Origin of the sequence: Kineococcus aurantiacus (genome assembly GCF_013409345.1) — a bacterium.
GTDB classification, from domain to species: Bacteria; Actinomycetota; Actinomycetes; order Actinomycetales; family Kineococcaceae; genus Kineococcus; species Kineococcus aurantiacus.
Window position 1 is genome coordinate 1682683 of record NZ_JACCBB010000001.1, and the last position, 16147, is coordinate 1698829.

General features: G+C 75.4%; 15 protein-coding genes, 3 tRNA genes and 1 riboswitch. Of the genes, 8 read left to right on the forward strand and 10 right to left on the reverse strand.

Going from position 1 to position 16147, the window contains the following annotated elements:
- Positions 1-7 precede the first annotated feature (7 nt).
- The 4 genes from rpmG to BJ968_RS08125 form a co-directional block, all read right to left on the reverse strand.
- Complete coding sequence (rpmG, locus tag BJ968_RS25550; protein ID WP_012085006.1) at positions 8-175, reverse strand: 50S ribosomal protein L33; 168 nt, start codon at positions 173-175, stop codon at positions 8-10.
- Between the two features lie 149 nt (positions 176-324).
- Positions 325-397: transfer RNA gene (locus tag BJ968_RS08115), tRNA-Met, on the reverse strand.
- A 28-nt stretch (positions 398-425) separates the two neighbouring features.
- Positions 426-497: transfer RNA gene (locus tag BJ968_RS08120), tRNA-Thr, on the reverse strand.
- 96 nt (positions 498-593) lie between these two features.
- Positions 594-675: transfer RNA gene (locus BJ968_RS08125), tRNA-Tyr, on the reverse strand.
- A gap of 96 nt (positions 676-771) precedes the next feature.
- On the opposite strand from BJ968_RS08125, the gene BJ968_RS08130 reads away from it, so the two are divergent.
- Both BJ968_RS08130 and BJ968_RS08135 read left to right on the forward strand, forming a co-directional pair.
- The gene (locus tag BJ968_RS08130; RefSeq protein ID WP_179750784.1) at positions 772-1263 is read left to right on the forward strand and encodes a YajQ family cyclic di-GMP-binding protein; all 492 of its coding nucleotides are present in this window, start codon (positions 772-774) and stop codon (positions 1261-1263) included.
- A complete protein-coding gene (locus BJ968_RS08135; protein ID WP_179750786.1) occupies positions 1260-2198 on the forward strand; it encodes an alpha/beta fold hydrolase in 939 nt (312 codons plus the stop codon). Before BJ968_RS08130 ends, BJ968_RS08135 begins: the two co-directional genes overlap by 4 nt.
- 13 nt (positions 2199-2211) lie before the next feature.
- On the opposite strand, the gene htpX is transcribed toward BJ968_RS08135, so the two are convergent.
- Positions 2212-3090, reverse strand: coding sequence for a zinc metalloprotease HtpX (htpX, locus tag BJ968_RS08140; RefSeq protein ID WP_179750788.1), 879 nt, complete (start codon positions 3088-3090; stop codon positions 2212-2214).
- Positions 3091-3279: 189 nt separating this feature from the next.
- On the opposite strand from htpX, the gene BJ968_RS26465 reads away from it, so the two are divergent.
- Positions 3280-4527 (forward strand): SpoIIE family protein phosphatase, encoded by a 1248-nt coding sequence (locus tag BJ968_RS26465; protein ID WP_179750790.1) that lies wholly within the window; start codon positions 3280-3282, stop codon positions 4525-4527.
- Positions 4528-4564: 37 nt separating this feature from the next.
- Here the strand turns inward: BJ968_RS26465 and BJ968_RS08150 are convergent, their stop codons facing one another.
- Entirely contained in the window at positions 4565-5902 is a 1338-nt protein-coding gene (locus BJ968_RS08150; RefSeq protein WP_179756394.1) for an LLM class flavin-dependent oxidoreductase, read from the reverse strand.
- 29 nt (positions 5903-5931) lie between these two features.
- Positions 5932-7263 (reverse strand): MFS transporter, encoded by a 1332-nt coding sequence (locus BJ968_RS08155; RefSeq protein WP_218884935.1) that lies wholly within the window; start codon positions 7261-7263, stop codon positions 5932-5934.
- Between the two features lie 5 nt (positions 7264-7268).
- Positions 7269-7357: riboswitch (SAM riboswitch) on the reverse strand.
- A gap of 99 nt (positions 7358-7456) precedes the next feature.
- Between BJ968_RS08155 and BJ968_RS08160 the strand changes: the two genes are divergently transcribed.
- Positions 7457-8194: a GDSL-type esterase/lipase family protein gene (locus BJ968_RS08160; RefSeq protein WP_179750794.1), complete on the forward strand. Its 738-nt coding sequence runs from the start codon at positions 7457-7459 to the stop codon at positions 8192-8194.
- Between the two features lie 75 nt (positions 8195-8269).
- Positions 8270-9349 (forward strand): alpha/beta hydrolase-fold protein, encoded by a 1080-nt coding sequence (locus tag BJ968_RS08165; protein WP_179750796.1) that lies wholly within the window; start codon positions 8270-8272, stop codon positions 9347-9349.
- Here the strand turns inward: BJ968_RS08165 and BJ968_RS26470 are convergent, their stop codons facing one another.
- From BJ968_RS26470 to BJ968_RS08180, 3 genes are read right to left on the reverse strand one after another with little or no spacing between them, the layout of a single operon-like run.
- Complete coding sequence (locus BJ968_RS26470; RefSeq protein ID WP_179750798.1) at positions 9350-10321, reverse strand: FAD-binding protein; 972 nt, start codon at positions 10319-10321, stop codon at positions 9350-9352.
- Positions 10318-11121: an electron transfer flavoprotein subunit beta/FixA family protein gene (locus BJ968_RS08175; RefSeq protein WP_179750800.1), complete on the reverse strand. Its 804-nt coding sequence runs from the start codon at positions 11119-11121 to the stop codon at positions 10318-10320. Before BJ968_RS08175 ends, BJ968_RS26470 begins: the two co-directional genes overlap by 4 nt.
- A gap of 1 nt (position 11122) precedes the next feature.
- A complete protein-coding gene (locus BJ968_RS08180) occupies positions 11123-12508 on the reverse strand; it encodes an FAD-dependent oxidoreductase (RefSeq protein WP_343077894.1) in 1386 nt (461 codons plus the stop codon).
- Positions 12509-12589: 81 nt separating this feature from the next.
- Here BJ968_RS08180 and rarD point away from each other — a divergent pair, with 81 nt between their 5' ends.
- Genes rarD through BJ968_RS08195 form a run of 3 tightly spaced genes read left to right on the forward strand, consistent with a single transcriptional unit; the run spans position 12590 to position 16120 of the window.
- Positions 12590-13573, forward strand: a complete 984-nt coding sequence (rarD, locus tag BJ968_RS08185; protein ID WP_179750805.1) for an EamA family transporter RarD — start codon at positions 12590-12592, stop codon at positions 13571-13573.
- A 22-nt stretch (positions 13574-13595) separates the two neighbouring features.
- Positions 13596-15329 (forward strand): phosphatidylglycerol lysyltransferase domain-containing protein, encoded by a 1734-nt coding sequence (locus BJ968_RS08190; RefSeq protein WP_179750807.1) that lies wholly within the window; start codon positions 13596-13598, stop codon positions 15327-15329.
- Positions 15326-16120 carry a hypothetical protein gene (locus tag BJ968_RS08195; RefSeq protein ID WP_179750809.1) on the forward strand — a complete coding sequence of 265 codons (795 nt, stop codon included), beginning with the start codon at positions 15326-15328 and terminating at the stop codon, positions 16118-16120. Before BJ968_RS08190 ends, BJ968_RS08195 begins: the two co-directional genes overlap by 4 nt.
- Positions 16121-16147: the final 27 nt, after the last annotated feature.

Sequence of the window (16147 nt, forward strand, 5' to 3'; positions counted from 1 at the left end):
CGGTGGGTCAGCGGGTCTCGCGGTGCGTGGTCTTCTTGCCGCAGCGCGGGCAGAACTTCGCCAGGTCGAGACGGTCGGGGTCGTTCCGACGGTTCTTCTTGGTGATGTAGTTCCGCTCCTTGCACTCGGTGCAAGCCATGGTGATCTTGGGGCGGACGTCGGTGGTCTTGGCCACGGCGGGTGCCTCTTCCTCAGTGTCGTCGTACTGCGGGCGGTCGAGTGCGCCGCCGATCCGCGTACCAGGGTACGCGACCAGCGCGCCGCGCCCGAACGTGCGACGAGCGGCCGCCCAGGGGGCGACCGCTCGGGACGTGTCGTGCGCTGTAGCGAGGGCCGGACTTGAACCGGCGACACAGCGATTATGAGCCGCTTGCTCTACCAACTGAGCTACCCCGCCGTGCGTCCGGCGGAGGCCGCCGGCTGCGAGCCCCGATCGAGGATTGAACTCGAGACCTCTTCCTTACCAAGGAAGTGCTCTACCACTGAGCTATCGGGGCACTGCTGCTTGCTGTACTGCCGCGTGCACGGCCTGTGACGACCTTACACGCCACGACCCGGTGCTCAGGACGAGCACCGGGTCGCGACTCGCGACGTGGCGGGTGATGGATTCGAACCAACGTAGGCTACGCCGGCGGATTTACAATCCGCTCCCTTTGGCCGCTCGGGCAACCCGCCAGTGCCACCAGCGAGCTGGTGACGGGTGAGACCATAGCAAGCCCGAGGCGCTCCTCGGAAACCGAGATCCCACGAACCGCCCCAGGAGGACCCCGCGTGCCCAGCGACTCGTCGTTCGACGTCGTCAGCAAGGTCGACCGCCAGGAGGTCGACAACGCCCTCAACCAGGCCGCGAAGGAGATCGCCCAGCGCTACGACTTCAAGGGCGTCGGTGCCGACGTCCGCTGGAGCGGCGAGTCGATCGTCATGGTCGCCAGCTCCGAGGACCGCGTGAACGCCGTCCTGGACGTCCTGCAGACCAAGCTGGTCAAGCGCGGGGTCTCGCTGAAGGTCCTGGACCTGTCCGAGCCCGTCCAGTCCGGCAAGGAGTACCGGATCACCGCCGGGCTCAAGGAGGGCCTGGCCCAGGACGTGGCCAAGAAGATCGGCAAGATCGTCCGGGACCAGGGCCCCAAGGGCGTCAAGACCCAGATCACCGGCGACGAGATGCGCGTCACCTCCAAGAGCCGCGACGAGCTGCAGGAGGTCATCGCGCTGCTCAAGGGCGCCGACCTCGACGTGGCGCTGCAGTTCGTCAACTACCGGTGAGGCGGCGCGCGCTGCTGGGCCTCGGCGTGGCCGGCGGCGTGCTGGCCGGCTGCGGCGGCGGGGACGAGGAGGCGGCGCCCACCGCGACCGCGACGGGCGGCACGAGCCCGTCCCCGTCGTCGGGGGACCCCGACCCAGCGACCGACGACACGTTCGTGCCCGACGGGCTGTCCCGGGACCAGCTGACGGCGTTCAGCTACGGCGAGCACTACCGGCAGACGTCCGACCTGTGGATGCCCGCGGGCGACCACGCGGGGTTCCTCGTCGTCGTCGTGCACGGCGGGGGCTGGGACGACACCAACGACCGCCGGGACGTGAACGGCCTGGTGAGCGACTTCGTGCGGCGGGGGTACCCCACGCTCAACGTCGACTACCGCGGCTTCGGGCAGAACGGCGGCTGGCCCGGGACGTTCACCGACACCGGCTCGGCCGTCGACCTGGCGCTGGAGGCGGCCGAGGAGTTCTCGCTGCCGACGGACCGCATCGCCTACGTCGGGCACTCCGCGGGCGGGCACCTGGCGATGTGGGCGGCCGCGCGGCACACCCTCGCCGCGGGCCAGCCCTCGGCGGACCCGCGGGTGACCCCCGCGCTGGCCGCCTCGCTGGCGGGGGTCCTGCACCCCTCGGTGGACTACGGCGAGAACGACCTCGTGGAGGCGCTGTTCGGGGGCCTGCCCGACCAGCAGCCGGACCGGTTCGCCTACGGCGACCCCTCGCTGCGCGCGCCCTACGGCATGCCGCTGTTCGCGGGGGCGGGGCTGGCCGACGAGGTCGTGCCGGTGTCCCAGACGCAGTTCTTCGCCGACGCGGTGACGCGGGCCGGGGACACCGTGGAGGTCCAGCTCGTCGAGGGCGCGGGCCACGACGACGCCAAGGACCCCGACGGGCCGGTCGTCCCGCTGTTCCGGGCCTGGCTGGAGCAGCGCTTCGCCTGAGCCCGGCGGGCCCTCAGCGCCGGTAGCCGGCCAGGGCCTCCAGGCGCGCGATGCGCTCGGCCATGGGCGGGTGGGTGGAGAACAGCTTCGCCACCCCCTGCCCGCGGAACGGGTTCGCGATCATCATGTGGCTGGAGTTGACCAGTTCGCGCTCCGGCGGCAGGGGCAGCTGGCGGGTCCCCAGCTCCAGCTTGCGCAGCGCCGAGGCCAGCGCCAGCGGGTCGCCCGTCAGGCGCGCGCCGTCCTCGTCGGCGTCGTACTCGCGGGTGCGGGAGATCGCCAGCTGGATGACGGTCGCGGCCAGCGGCGCCACGAGCGAGAGCAGCAGCGCGGCCAGCGGGTTGGGGCGGTCCTCGTCGCGGCCGCCGAGCATCGAGCCGAAGAGCACCCCGAACTGGGCCAGGGACGTGATGACGCCCGCCAGGGCCCCCGCGACCGAGCTGGTGAGGATGTCGCGGTTGTAGACGTGCATCAGCTCGTGGCCCAGGACGCCGCGCAGCTCGCGCTCGTCGAGCAGCTGCAGGATGCCCTCGGTGCAGCAGACGGCGGCGTTCTCGGGGTTGCGGCCCGTGGCGAAGGCGTTGGGGGCCATGGTGGGCGAGACGTACAGCTGCGGCATCGGCTGGCGGGCGGCCGTGGACAGCTCGCGGACGATGCGGTGCATGCCGGGCTGCTCGGCCTCGGAGACCGGCCGGGCCCGCATGGCGCGCAGGGCCAGCGACGCCGAGTTCCAGTACCCGTAGACCGAGGTGCCGACCCCGAGCAGGACGAACACGAGCAGGATCACCGGCGCCCGGAAGGAGGACGCCAGGAGCCCGCCGATGAGGAGCAGCACGGCCCAGATGGCGCCGAACAGGACGGCGGTCTTCAGGCCGTTGTGGTGCCGGTGCATCCAGTCCCTTCCCCCCGCGCGCGGTGCTTGCTCCGGCTGAACGCGCCAGGTGCCCGCGACGTTCCGGTCCCGGTCCCCGCTCCCCCACCCGTCGTGACCGACGGCCTGCGGACAGTTGCGTCACGGATACCGACTGTGAGTGACTTCGCCGGAGGGCGGGACGAGTCACCGGGAACGGGGTGGTGCGGGGTGGGGACGGGCGCCACCGACCGCCGGACCGGCACCCTGCTCGCGCTGGCCACCGCCCTCGCCGGGACCGACAGCGTGGAGGACGTGGCCCTCGCCGTGCGCGACGTCCTGCGCAAGGACCTGGAGGCGGCCTACACCGCGGTGTCGGTGATCGAGGGCCCGTGGCTGACGACACCGGCGCTGGCGCAGCTCGACGACGACACCGAGCAGCGCCTGCTGCGGCTGCCGCTGGACCTCGACACCCCCGCGCACCGGGTGGCCCGCACCGGCCGGCCGCTCCTCGTGGAGGACCTGCAGGCCCTCGTCACCGCCTTCCCCCACCTCGCCGACCGGCTGCGCCGCAACGGCCTGCGCAGCGGCGTCGTGCTCCCCCTGCTCATCTCCGGCGGGTTCCGCACCGGGGCCCTGACCATCGCCTGGGACGTCGACCGGACCGTGGGCGACGACGAGGCCGTCCTGCTGACCGCCGTCGCCGACGCCACCGCGCAGGCCGCCCGGCGCGCGCAGCTGTACCGCGAGCGCCGGGACGTCGCGCACACGCTGCAGGCCGCGATGCTGCCCGAGCTGCCCGTCGTGCCCGGTCTGGAGCTGGCCAGCCGCTACCTGCCGTGGTCGACGACGGACGAGCAGGTCGGCGGCGACTGGTACGACGTCATCCCGCTGCCCGACGACGGCGTCCTCCTGCTCATCGGGGACGTCGCCGGGCACGACACCGAGGCCGCGGCCCGGATGGGCCGGGTCCGCTCGATGTTCCGGGCGCTGGCCGTGGACCACCCCGAGGAGCCGCCGGCGGCGCTGGTCAGCCGGCTCGACCACGTCCTGGACGTCCTGGGCGACCAGACGCTGGCGACGATGGCCGTCGCGCGGCTGGAGCCGCCGGGGGCGCCGCGCGCCCTGCGCTGGACGACGGCGGGGCACCCGCCGCCGCTGCTCGTCGACGCCCGGGGCCGCAGCAGCGCGCTGCCCCACGAGCCGGACCTGCCGCTGGGCGTGGCCCCCGGCCGGCCGCGGCACGACCAGGAGGTCCCCTGGCCGGCCGGGGGCACGCTCGTGCTCTACACCGACGGCCTGGTCGAGCGGCGGGGCCGGGACGTGGGCGAGGGCATCCGGGTCCTGCGGGCCGGGCTGGAGCGCACGCACACCGAACCGCTGGAGACGCTGCTCGGGGAGCTGGTGACCGAGCACGTGGCCAACAGCGAGGACGACTGCGCCGTCCTCGCGGTCCGCGACGTCACCGGCCCGGCCTGAGGTCGGCCCGGCCCGGGGGCACCGGCCCGGCGGGGGCCTACCGGCGGTGGGTGGCGCCCACGTGGTCGGCGGGCAGCCGGGGACCGGCCCCCCGCTCCCGCCCCAGCCGCTCGCGCAGCGTGGTGCCCGGCGCGACCGGCGGCGCCGTCCGCCCCCGGCGCTCCAGCTCGGGCACGAGGTGGTCGACGACGTCGGCGAACGTGCCCGGCAGCGTCGCGTACATGAGGTTGAACCCGTCGACGTCGGCCTGCTCGGCGAACTCCTCCAGCTCGTCGGCCACCGTCTGCGGGGACCCCGCCAGGACCGGGCCGCGGCCGCCGACGGCGACGAACCGGGCCAGGTCCTCCACCGTCCACTCCCGGTCGGGGTCGTCGGTGAAGCTGCGCAGCGCCGAGCGGTTCGCGTCCGTCGTGACGTGCTGCAGGGTGTCGGTGGGCGCGGCGCCGGCGAGGTCGACGCCGGTCCAGCCGCCGAACAGCGCCAGCGCCCCCTCCCGGCTGGCGTGCTCGCGGTAGTCGGCCAGCAGCGCCCGCGCCTCGGCGTCCGAGCTGCGCACCACGGCCGTCAGGCCCGCGTACACCGCGACCGAGCGCGGGTCCCGGCCCGCCTCGGCCACCGCGCGCCGCAACGAGTCGACGGACCGGCGGGCGATCGCGGCGGTGGGCGCGATGACGAACACGCACTCGGCGTGCCGCGCCGCGAACTCCTGCCCGCGCGGGGAGGACCCCGCCTGGAAGATGACGGGGGTGCGCTGCGGGGACGGCTCGCACAGGAACGCCCCGGGCACGTCGAAGTACCGGCCGTGGTGGGCGATGTCGTGGACCTTCGCCGGGTCGGCGTAGACCCCGGCCGCGGCGTCGCGGACGACGGCGTCGTCCTCCCAGGACCCCTCCCAGAGCTTGTAGCAGACCTCCAGGTACTCCTCGGCGACGTCGTACCGCTCGTCGTGCGCGACCTGCGCGGAGAAACCCAGGTTCCGCGCCGCGGAGTCGAGGTAGCCGGTGACGACGTTCCACGCGACGCGGCCCTCGGTGAGGTGGTCCAGCGTCGTGAGCCGGCGGGCCAGGGAGTAGGGCTGCTCGTACGTCGTGGTGACGGTCAGGCCGAAACCCAGGGTCGACGTGACGGCCGCCATGGCCGACACCGCGGCCAGCGGGTCGTTGACGGGCACCTGCAGCGCGCCGCGGACCGCCGCGTCGCGCGAGCCGCCGTACACGTCGTAGGTGCCGAGCACGTCGGCCAGGAAGAGGGCGTCGAAACCGCCGCGCTCGAGCAGCTGCGCCAGGTCGGTCCAGTGCCGCAGCGTCCGGTAGTCGGCGCTGCGGTCCTCCGGCCGCGTCCACAGCCCGGCGGCCTGGTGCCCGACGCAGGCCATCGCGAAGGCGTTGAGCCGCAGGGGACCGCTCACGCCGCGTACCCGTCGAGGGGTTCGTGCGCGGTCTCGCGCGCGCAGGCCGCCGAGATCGTCGTCAGGACCGCCAGGAACGACAGGTACCCCGCGACCAGCCAGGGCGAGCCGCCGCCGGCCGCCAGCAGCGAGGCCGCGATGAGCGGGGTCAGCCCCCCGCCGAGGACCGCGCCGATCGAGTACCCCAGCGACGCCCCGCTGTAGCGGGTGCGGTTGTCGAACTGCTCGGCGAAGAAGGCGCCCTGCGCGCCGTACTGGCTGTCGTGGCCGAGGTTGATCGCGATGACGACCGCACCGACGATGAGCACGGTCGAGCCGGTGTCCAGCAGCAGGAACGCGGGGACGGTGAACACCGCGGTGAGGATCGCGCCGAACAGGTAGACGGGCCGGCGGCCGACCCGGTCGGACAGCAGCCCCCACAGCGGGGTGGCCGCCAGGCTCAGCACCGAGGCCACGAGGACGGCGAGCAACCCGACGTCGGCGCCGTCGGAGCGGACGTGGTTCGTCAGGTAGCTGAGGGCGAAGACGGTGTAGAGGACGTACGCGCCGTTCTGCCCCAGCCGCATGCCGGTCGTCAGGAGCACCCCGCGCCGGTTGCGCCGCAGCACCTCCGCGACGGGCCGGTGGGCCGTGGCGTCGGCCTCGCGCAGCGCCGTGAACGCCGGGGAGTCGGTGACCTTCAGGCGGATGAGCAGCCCGACGACGACGAGGACGGCGCTGGCCAGGAACGGCACGCGCCAGCCCCAGGCCAGGAAGGCCTCGTCGCTGGTCAGCGTCCGGGTCAGCCAGAAACCCCCCGAGGCCAGGACCATGCCGGCCGCCGAGCCCATCTGCGGGATCGCCCCGAACAGGCCGCGGCGGCCCGTGGGGGCGTGCTCGACCGACAGCAGGACCGCCCCGCCCCACTCCCCGCCGGCGGAGAAGCCCTGCAGCAGCCGGCACAGCACGAGCAGCACGGGCGCCCACACGCCGATGGCGTCGTGGGTGGGCAGGAGGCCGATCGCGGCCGTGGAGACCCCCATGGTCAGCAGCGAGGCGACCAGCACGACCTTGCGGCCCACCCGGTCCCCGAGGTGACCGGCCACGGCCCCGCCGACGGGACGGGCGACGAACCCGACGGCGTAGGTGGCGAAGGCGGCGACGACCCCGACGGCACCGCCGACGTCGGGGAAGAACAGCGGACCCAGGACGAGGGCGGCCGCGGTGCCGTAGAGGTAGTAGTCGTACCACTCGATCGTGGTGCCGACGAAGCTGCCGAGGGCGGCCCGGCGGCGGGCCAGGCGGCTGCCGGGGCGCGCGAGGACGTCGGTGGACTGCGTGCTGCTCACGAGGACTCCCATCGGTCCCGGCGGTAGCACCTGCCCTGACGGGTGGCTGCTGCGACGTCGGTGAGCCGGGTCTCTCGGTCGCTCTGGATGGCTCCGGCGAACCTACGACGAGGTGAGCGGGGTCGGCAAACCGGGTGCCGGAACGGGCCGGCGGCCCAGCCGGGGCACAGGCTGCGGTGCGACGGTGCCGCGCGTGGGGTCCAGGGCGCGCTTGGGCGCGGTGGTCGTGCTGCTGCTGGGCGGCCTCGGCGGGCCGGTGACCCCGGTGGCCCCCGTGGCCCGGGTGACCCGGGTGGTCGCCTTCGGCGACTCGGTCCCCGACGGCGCGCGCTGCGCGTGCACGCCCTTCCCCGCCCTCGTCGCGGCCCGCCTCGGCGTCGGCGTCGAGCAGCTCGCCGAGGACGGTGCCACGTCCGCGGACACGGCCCGGACCGTCGGGGCGCACCTGCCCGCGCTCACCCGCGGTGACGTGGTGCTGCTGGAGACGGGGGCCAACGACCTCGCCCCCCTCGTGGACGGCGCGGGGGACGACGCGGGGGACGACGCGGGGGTGCGGGCCGCGGCCGGGGCCGCCGTCGCGCGGGTGGCGGCGACCGTCGAGGCCCTGCGCGCGACCGGCGCCCGGGTCGTCGTCCTGGACTACTGGGCCGTCGGCCTCGACGGGGACGTCGCCGCCCTGCGGTACACGCCCCGGCAGCGGCGGCTCCAGGGCGAGCTGACCGACGCCTACGACGACCGGCTCGCGTGCGCCCTGGCGGGGCGGGCCGTGGTCGTGGGGCTGCGGCCCACCTTCCACGCCGGTGCCGGCGCCACCCCGCTGCTGGCCGCCGACGGCGACCACCCCGACGCCGCGGGCCACCGGGCGATCGCCGCCGCCGTCCTGACCGCCCTGGGCTGGGAGGACGCCACCGGTTCGCCGGGCATCGGCTGAGGAGGGCCGCCGGCGGCGCGGCGCGGGTCGATGCTGCCGGTGGGGCCCGGAGCGGTGCCCGGAGGAGGTTTCGCGGTGGACCTGTCCAGCACGACCACGCAGGCGGTGGCGGTCGGTGCCGCCGTCGCGGCCACGGCCGCCGTCGTCGTCTCCTGGCGCGCCCTGGCGCGGCGGGGACCGTGGGCCGTGCTGGCCCGGACGGCGGCGCTGGCCGGCGTCAACGCCACCGTCCTGGCCGCGGTGTTCCTCGTCGTCAACAGCCGGTTCGGGCTGTACTCCTCCTGGTCGGACCTGCTGGGCGTGGCCCCCGCGACGACCACCACGACCACCTCCACGACCACCACCTCCACGGGGGTCCTCCCCGGTCACGACGGCCGCGTCGTGAGCGTCGAGGTCCCCGGCCCCGCGTCGGGGACCACCGGCCGGGTGCTCCTCGTGCTGCCGCCGGGCTACGGCCGGGTCCCGGCACCCGCGGGCGGCTACCCCGTGATCGAGGCCTTCCACGGCTGGCCCGGCACCCCGCAGCAGTGGCTGGACGCGATGGGGCTGCTGCCGTCCCTGGACGCGGTCGTGGCCGACCACCAGCTCGCCGAGCCGATCGTCGTCGTCCCGGACCTGGAGATCCCCGCCGGCCGCGACACCGAGTGCGTCGACGGCCGGCCCGGTGAACCGCAGCTGGAGACGTGGCTGGCCCAGGACGTCCCGGCGTTCGTGCAGAGCCACTACCCGACCCGCCGGGGCGCCGACGGGTGGGCCACCGCCGGCCTGTCGATGGGCGGCTGGTGCGCGGACGAGGTGGCGCTGCTGCACCCGCAGCGGTTCGGCGCCGCGATCACCTTCGGCGGCTACGACCGGCTGGACCTCGGCTCCTGGCGCCCCTTCACGGCGAACAGCCCGCAGGCGAGGCGCTACGACCTGCTCGCCCTCGCCGCGACCGACCCGCCGGCGGTGAAGCTGTGGGCGCTGGCCTCCCGCAGCGACGCCCTCGCCTGGCCCTCGACGTCGGCGATGGCCGCCGCCGCCCACGGCCCGCTGCAGGTCACGCTCGTGACCCAGCAGCAGGGCGGGCACCGCACGAGCGTCTGGGCCGGGTTCGTGCCGCAGGCCCTGCGGTGGCTCGGGGCGAACGAGGCGGGGTTCGCCCCGGCCCCCTGATCAGCCGCGGCGGGCGCGCAGCTCGGCCGTCAACGCGGGCAGGACCTCGCCGAGGTCCCCCACGACGCCGTAGTCGGCGAACTCGAAGATCGGCGCGTCGGGGTCGTTGTTGATCGCGACGACGACCCCGGAGGCCGCCATCCCGCCCTTGTGGTGCACCGCGCCGGAGACGCCGGCGCCCACGTACAGCCGCGGCGAGATCGTCACGCCGGTCTGCCCGACCTGCGCCTCGTGCCCGATCCAGCCCTCGTCGGTCGCGACGCGGGTCGCGCCCACGGCCCCGCCCAGGACGTCGGCGAGCTCCTCCACGGCCGTGAAGTCGCCCTCCACGCCCCGGCCGCCGACGACGACGACCTCCGCCTCGGCCAGCGCCGGGCGCCCGGACGTGGGCCGCGGCTCGCGCGAGACGACGCTGACGGCGCGGGCGGCCGCGGAGGCCTGCACGACGTGCTCGACGAGCCGCGTCTCGGCCGGGACCGCGAGCGGGGCGGCCTGCACGGCGTGCGGGGTGACGGCCACCACCGTCAGCGTCGAGGCCGCGGTGCACGCGGTGTCCCACGTCCCGGCCAGGACGGTCTTGCGGGCCGTCCAGCGCCCGTCGGCCCGCTCCAGGCCCGAGGCGCCCGTGACGACCCCGGCGCCGGTGCGCACGGCCAGCCGGGCCGCGACCTCCCGGCCTTCGAACGTGGAGGCGACCAGCAGCAGGGAGACGTCCCCGACCGCGGTCAGCACGGTCTGCAGGCCGTCGACGACGGAGGCCGTGAGGTGCTCGTCGGCCCCCTCGACGCGGACGTGGTGCAGCGCACCGGCCCCGTGGGCGGCGACCACCTCGGCCTGCGGGTCGGCCCCGACCCACACGGCGTGCACCTCCAGCCCGGTCGAGGCGCCCAGCCGGCGGGCCAGGGTCAGGACCTCCAGCGCCGTGCGCCGGACGGTGCCGTCGGCGTGGTCGACGAGAACGGCGATGCTCACGCGAAACCCTTCCGGGACAAGTAGTCCACCAGTGCGGGGACGGTCTCGGCGTCACCGGTGACGAGCACCCGGTCGGGGCGCTCGGGACGTTCGGCGGCCCCGACGACGGACGTCGCGGACCCCCCGGCCCCCACGGTCGCCGGGTCCACGCCGAGGTCGGCCAGCGACCAGGTGGTCACCGGCTTCTTGCGCGCGGCCATGATCCCCTTGAAGTTGGGGAACCGGGCGCGGAACGCCTGGTCGGTCACCGACAGCACCGCCGGGGCGGGCGCGGTGAGGACCTCGACGTCGGTGGAGGTCTCCCGCCGGACCGTGACGACCCCGTCGGCGACCTCGATGCGGTCGACCAGCGTCAGCTGGGGCCACCCCAGCAGCTCGGCCAGGGCCGCCGGGACCAGCGAGGTCAGCCCGTCCAGGGCCGCCATGCCCGCGACCACGAGGTCCACGGGCTGCTCGGCGTGCAGCTTCGCCACCGCGGCCGCGAGCACGCGGGCCGTGGCGATCGCGTCCGAGCCGGCGACGGCCTCGTCGGTGACGTGGACGGCCGTGGAGGCCCCCATCGCCAGCCCGCGGCGCAGCGCCTCGACGGCCGGGGCCGGGCCGACGGTCAGGACGGTGACGTCGTGCCCCTCGGCGGGGAACCCGGCGGCCTCGGCCGTGCGCAGCCCGGCCTCCAGGGCGTCCTCGTCCAGCTCGTTGAGGGTGTCGTCGTCCCCGCCGCGGACGAGCCGGCCGTCGTCCCCCAGGGACCGGGCCGACTGCAGGTCGGGGACGTGCTTGACGCAGACGACGACGCGCACGTCAGGCGGTCCCGCGGGAGGCCTTGATCATGTCCTCGCGGGACACGACCTTGACGCGCTCGCGGCCGTGGGGCTCGCCCAGGGCCCGCTCGAAGGCGTCCAGGCTCTCCCAGTCCGTCCACGTCAGGACGTCGACGCCCTTGCCCTGCAGGAAGTCCAGGACCGCCTGCGGGTCCGGCTCCTCGGCGCGGGACAGCTGCGCGGCGTCGGCCACGAGGTGCTTGACGGTCTCGGAGGCGTCGGACTTGGTGTGCCCGATGAGCCCGACGGGGCCGCGCTTGATCCAGCCCGTGACGTAGACGCCGTCGACGGTCTCGCCCTCGGGGGAGACGACGCGGCCCTCGTGGTTGGAGATCACGCCCGCCAGCTCGTCGAACGGCAGCCCCTCCAGGGGGGAGCCGAAGTAGCCGACGGCCCGGTACACGGCCTGGACGTCCCAGTCGTGCAGGTCGCCCGTGCCCTCGACGGTGCCGTCGCCCACCAGGCGGGTGCGCTCGGTGCGCAGGCCCGTGACGTGCCCGTCGGCGTCGGTGACGATCTCGGCGGGGGCGTGCAGGAAGTGCAGGTGGATGCGGCGCGGGGCCGTCGACTCCCCCTCCTTCAGCGTCCAGTCCGTCAGCGTCTTGACGACCTGCTTGGTCTGGTTGGACCCGGCGATGGCCTGCTCGGAGCCCTCGTCGAACTCGAAGTCCTCCGGGTCGACGATGACGTCGACGCCCGGGACGTGGCCCAGCTCGCGCAGCTCCAGCGGGGAGAACTTCGCCTGCGCGGGGCCGCGGCGGGCGAAGACGTGCACGTCGGTGACCTTCGAGGCCTTCAGGCCCTCGTAGACGTTGGCCGGGATCTCGGTGGGCAGCAGGTCGTCGGCGTGCTTGGCCAGCACGCGCGCCACGTCGAGGGCGACGTTGCCGGCGCCCAGGACCGCCACGGACGCCGCGTCCAGCGGCCACTCGCGCGGGTAGTCCGGGTGCCCGTCGTACCAGGACACGAAGTCGGCCGCGCCGAAGCTCTCGGGAGCCTCGACCCCCGGGATCGTCAGCGGGGCGTCCTTGATCGCACCGGTGGAGAAGACGACGGCGTCGTAGAAGCGCCGCAGGTCCTCCAGCGTGACGTCGGTGCCGTAGTCGACGTTCGTCAGCAGCCGGATGTCGCCGCGGCCCAGCACCTTCTGCAGCGCCACGATGATCTGCTTGATGCGCGGGTGGTCGGGGGCCACGCCGTAGCGCACGAGCCCGAACGGCGCGGGCAGCCGCTCGAACAGGTCGATGCCGACCCCGTCGAAGCCCGTGGCCGACAGGTCGGCCTTGGAGAGGATGTCCGAGGCGTAGATCCCGGCCGGTCCGGCTCCCACGACGGCGACGCGCAGCGGACGGTTCGAATCGGTCACAGGTCTGGGTGTCCCTATCGCTCGAGGAGATCTCATCCGAAGGCAAGCCTAACGCCGCCCGGCGCAGCGGCGAACGCGACGATGACCCCCGTGGACCACCCCTCTCCCCCGCCTGCACGAACCGTCCACACCCGCACGGGGGTCCTGGCCGGCCTGACCGCCTACGGCCTGTGGGGCCTGTTCCCCTTCTACTTCCACGCCCTGCGCTCGGCCGGCGCCCTGGAGCTGCTGGCCTGGCGCATCGTCTTCTCCCTGGCCCTGTCCGTCGTCCTCGTCACGGCGCTGCGCCGCTGGGCCCGCGTCGCGGCGGTCCTGCGCTCCCCCGCCCAGCGCGGGCTGCTGGTCGCCGCGGCCGTCGCGGTCGCCGTCAACTGGGGCGTCTACGGGCTCGCGGTCGTGCGCGGCCACGTCCTGGAGGCCGCGCTGGGGTACTTCGTGAACCCGCTGCTGACGGTGCTGCTCGGCGTCCTCGTCCTGCGCGAGCGGCTGCGGCCGGGGCAGTGGGTGGCCGTCGGCACCGGGCTGGTCGCCGTCGCCGTCATCACCGCCGACCTCGGGCGGCTGCCGTGGATGGCGCTGACGGTCGCGGTCTCCTTCGCCGCCTACGGGCTGCTGAAGAACCAGCTCGGCCGCCGCGGCGGGGGCGTGGACCCCCTGACGGGCCTGACCGTGGAGACCGCCGTGCTCCTCGTCCCGGCCGTCGCGGCGCTGCTGGTGCTGGGGCTGGGGTCCGGGCACGGCGTGACGTTCGCCGCCGAGGGGCCCTGGCACACGACCCTGCTGGTGCTGGCCGGACCCACCACGCTCGTGCCGCTGGTGCTGTTCGCCACCGCCGCCGCCCGGGTGCCCCTCAGCGTCATCGGGATGCTGCAGTACGTCACCCCCGTCCTGCAGTTCGTCGCCGCGCTGCTGCTCGGGGAGACCATGCCAGCCTCGCGCTGGATCGGGTTCGCGCTGGTGTGGCTGGCCCTGGCCGTCCTCACCGCCGACGCGCTGCGCCAGCAGGGGCTGGGAGTCCGCCGGGAGTCCCCTAGAGGTCACCCTGGGACGGTGCGGGGCCCGTGAGCGGCCCAGCAGACTGCTGCCCGTGCTGCCCCCGCTCCTCGCCCGGCGCGCCCGCCGGGCCCGCACGCGCCGCCTCGGCGCCGTCCTCGTCGTCCTGCTGGCGCTCGTGGGGATCGCCTCGGCGCTCACCCCGCCGTTCCGGGAGCGCTTCGGGCCGCTGCTGGAGGTGCTGCCGCTGGGGGTGCCGCTGCTGACGGGGACCGCGCTCGTGCCCGTCTCGGTCGCGCTGCTGCTGCTGGCCCGCGGGCTGCGCCAGGGGCAACGGCTGGCGTGGGGGCTGACGATCGGCCTGCTCGCCGCGTCCGCCGTGCTGCACCTGCTCAAGGGCATCGACGTCGAGGAGGCCGCGCTCGACGTCGTCCTCCTGGTGTGGCTGGCCTCCAACGCCCGCTCCTTCCCCGTGCTGCCCAGCGCGGCCCGCACCCGGCGGGCCGCGCGCGTCCTGGTCGCCGGGACCGTCCTCACCCTCGCCGCCTGCGCGGCGCTGGTCCTGGCCGTCGGGGAGGAGCGCCACCCCGGGGAGGCCACCGAGGCCGTCGTCGAGCGGCTCGTCGGCGACGAGCGGCGGCCCCTGCCGGTGCTGCGCGGGGACGAGCAGCACCTTGTCCTGCCGCTGCTGAACCCCGCCCTGCTCGCCCTCGGCCTCACGCTGCTCGTGGTCCTGGGGTGGACCCTGTTCGGCCCGCACCGGCCCGCGGCCCTCACCCCCGGGCAGCGGCTGGCCGAGCGCGAGCGCGCCCGCGCCGTCGTCCTGGCCCACGGCGGCGGCACCCTCGACTACTTCGCGCTGCGCGACGACAAGGACTTCTTCTTCGTGACCTTCCCCGAGGGCGAGGGCGTCGTGGCGCACAGCGTGCGCAACGGCGTGTGCCTGGTCTCCCCCGACCCCGTCGGCCCCGCCGGGCGCGGCGGGGCGCTGCTGACCGAGTTCCTCGACCACGTCGAGCGCAACGGCTGGTCCGTCGCCGTCGTGGGCGCCGGTGCGGCGTGGCTGCCCCTGTACGAGGCGGTGGGCCTGCGGCCGGTGTACCTGGGCGACGAGGCGGTCCTGGACTGCTCGAGGTTCTCCCTCAAGGGCTCGTCGATGAAGAGCCTGCGCGGGTCGGTGAACCGCGTCACCAAGGCCGGGATCACCGTCGAGTTCCTCGACGGCCCCACGATGCCCGCCGAGGTGAAGGCCGAACTGCTCGCCATCTCCGGGCAGTCCCGGCAGGGCGAGGCCGAGCGCGGGTACTCCATGACGCTGTCGCGCCTGTTCGACCCCGCCGACACCGGCGTCCTGGTCAGCGTGGCCCGGTTCGCCGACGGCCGCCCCGCCGGGTTCGTCCAGTGGACCCCCGCGCCGGGGATCGAGGGGTACTCCCTCGACGTCATGCGCCGCTCCACCGCCGAGGACGTGCCCAACGGCCTGACCGACGCCCTCGTCGTGGCGACCGCGCAGCACCTGGCGGAGAACGGGATGCGCGGGCTGGGCCTGAACTTCGCCGTGCTGCGCGAGGTCGTCTCCGGCGAGCGCGAGGGCGCCGTCGCCGACCTGGGCCGCCGCGCGCTGCACGCCCTGTCGCGCAGCGCCCAGATCGAGTCGCTGTGGAAGTTCAACGCCAAGTACGACCCGCAGTGGCAGCCGCGGTACGTGGTGCTGGACTCGGTGGAGTTCGCCGCCGCGCAGGGGCTGACCATCGCCGGGGCCGAGGGCGTCGCGGAACTGCCCGTCGTGGGCCGGTTCCTCGGGCGGCACCCCGCCGTCGCGTCGTGACGGCCGCCCTGGCCGCCGCGCTCGGGGCGGCGCTGGCCTACGCGGTGGCCTCGGTCCTGCAGGCGCTCGGCGTGCGCGGGGGGTCGGGGGCGGCCGCCCTGACGCGCTCGCCGCTGTACCTGGCCGGTCTGGGCCTCGACGGGTTCGCGTGGCTGCTGTCGCTGGTCGCGCTGCGCCGGCTGCCGACGTTCGCGGTGCAGGCGCTGCTCGCGGGGTCCCTCGCGCTGACGGTCCTGCTGGCCCGGGTGGTCCTGTCGTCGCGGCTGCGCCGGCGCGACACCGCCGCCGTGCTGCTGCTCGTCGCGGCCCTGGCGGTGGTCGGGGGCGCGGGGACCGAGCAGCCCGCGCCGGTGGTCCCGGCGGGGGTCCGGCTGGGGCTGTGCGTCGCGGCGGGGCTGTGCCTGGCCGCCGTCGCGGCCCTGCGGCGCAGCGGGTCCGCGACGTCGGCGGTCCTGGCCGGGCTGGGCTTCTCGGTCGCGGCGCTGGGCGCGCGGGCCGTCGCGGTGCCCGGCCCCTGGTGGCGGCTGGTCCTCGAACCCGTCGCGTGGGCCGTGGTCGTCGCGGGCGTCGCGGGGTCCCTGGCGTACGCGCGGGCGCTGGAGCGGGGCGCGGTGGGGCCCGCCACGGCGCTGCTGTGGTCGGTGGAGGTCGTCGTGCCGGCCGTCGCGGGGTCGGCGGTGCTGGGGGACGCGGTGCGGCCCGGGTGGGGGGTGCCGGCCGTGGTGGCGCTGGCCGTCGTCGTGGGGTGCTCGGTCGTGCTGGCCGGGTCGCCCGCGGTGCCCGAGGGGTGACCGGCGCCCCGGCGCGGCCGGGTCGGG

Excerpts from the sequence above, each read along its gene's own strand:
- htpX (WP_179750788.1), bottom strand. The coding sequence starts at position 3,090 with ATGCACCGGCACCACAACGGCCTGAAGACCGCCGTCCTGTTCGGCGCC.
- BJ968_RS08150 (WP_179756394.1), bottom strand. The coding sequence starts at position 5,902 with ATGGCCTGCGTCGGGCACCAGGCCGCCGGGCTGTGGACGCGGCCGGAG.
- rarD (WP_179750805.1), top strand. The coding sequence starts at position 12,590 with ATGACCCCCGTGGACCACCCCTCTCCCCCGCCTGCACGAACCGTCCAC.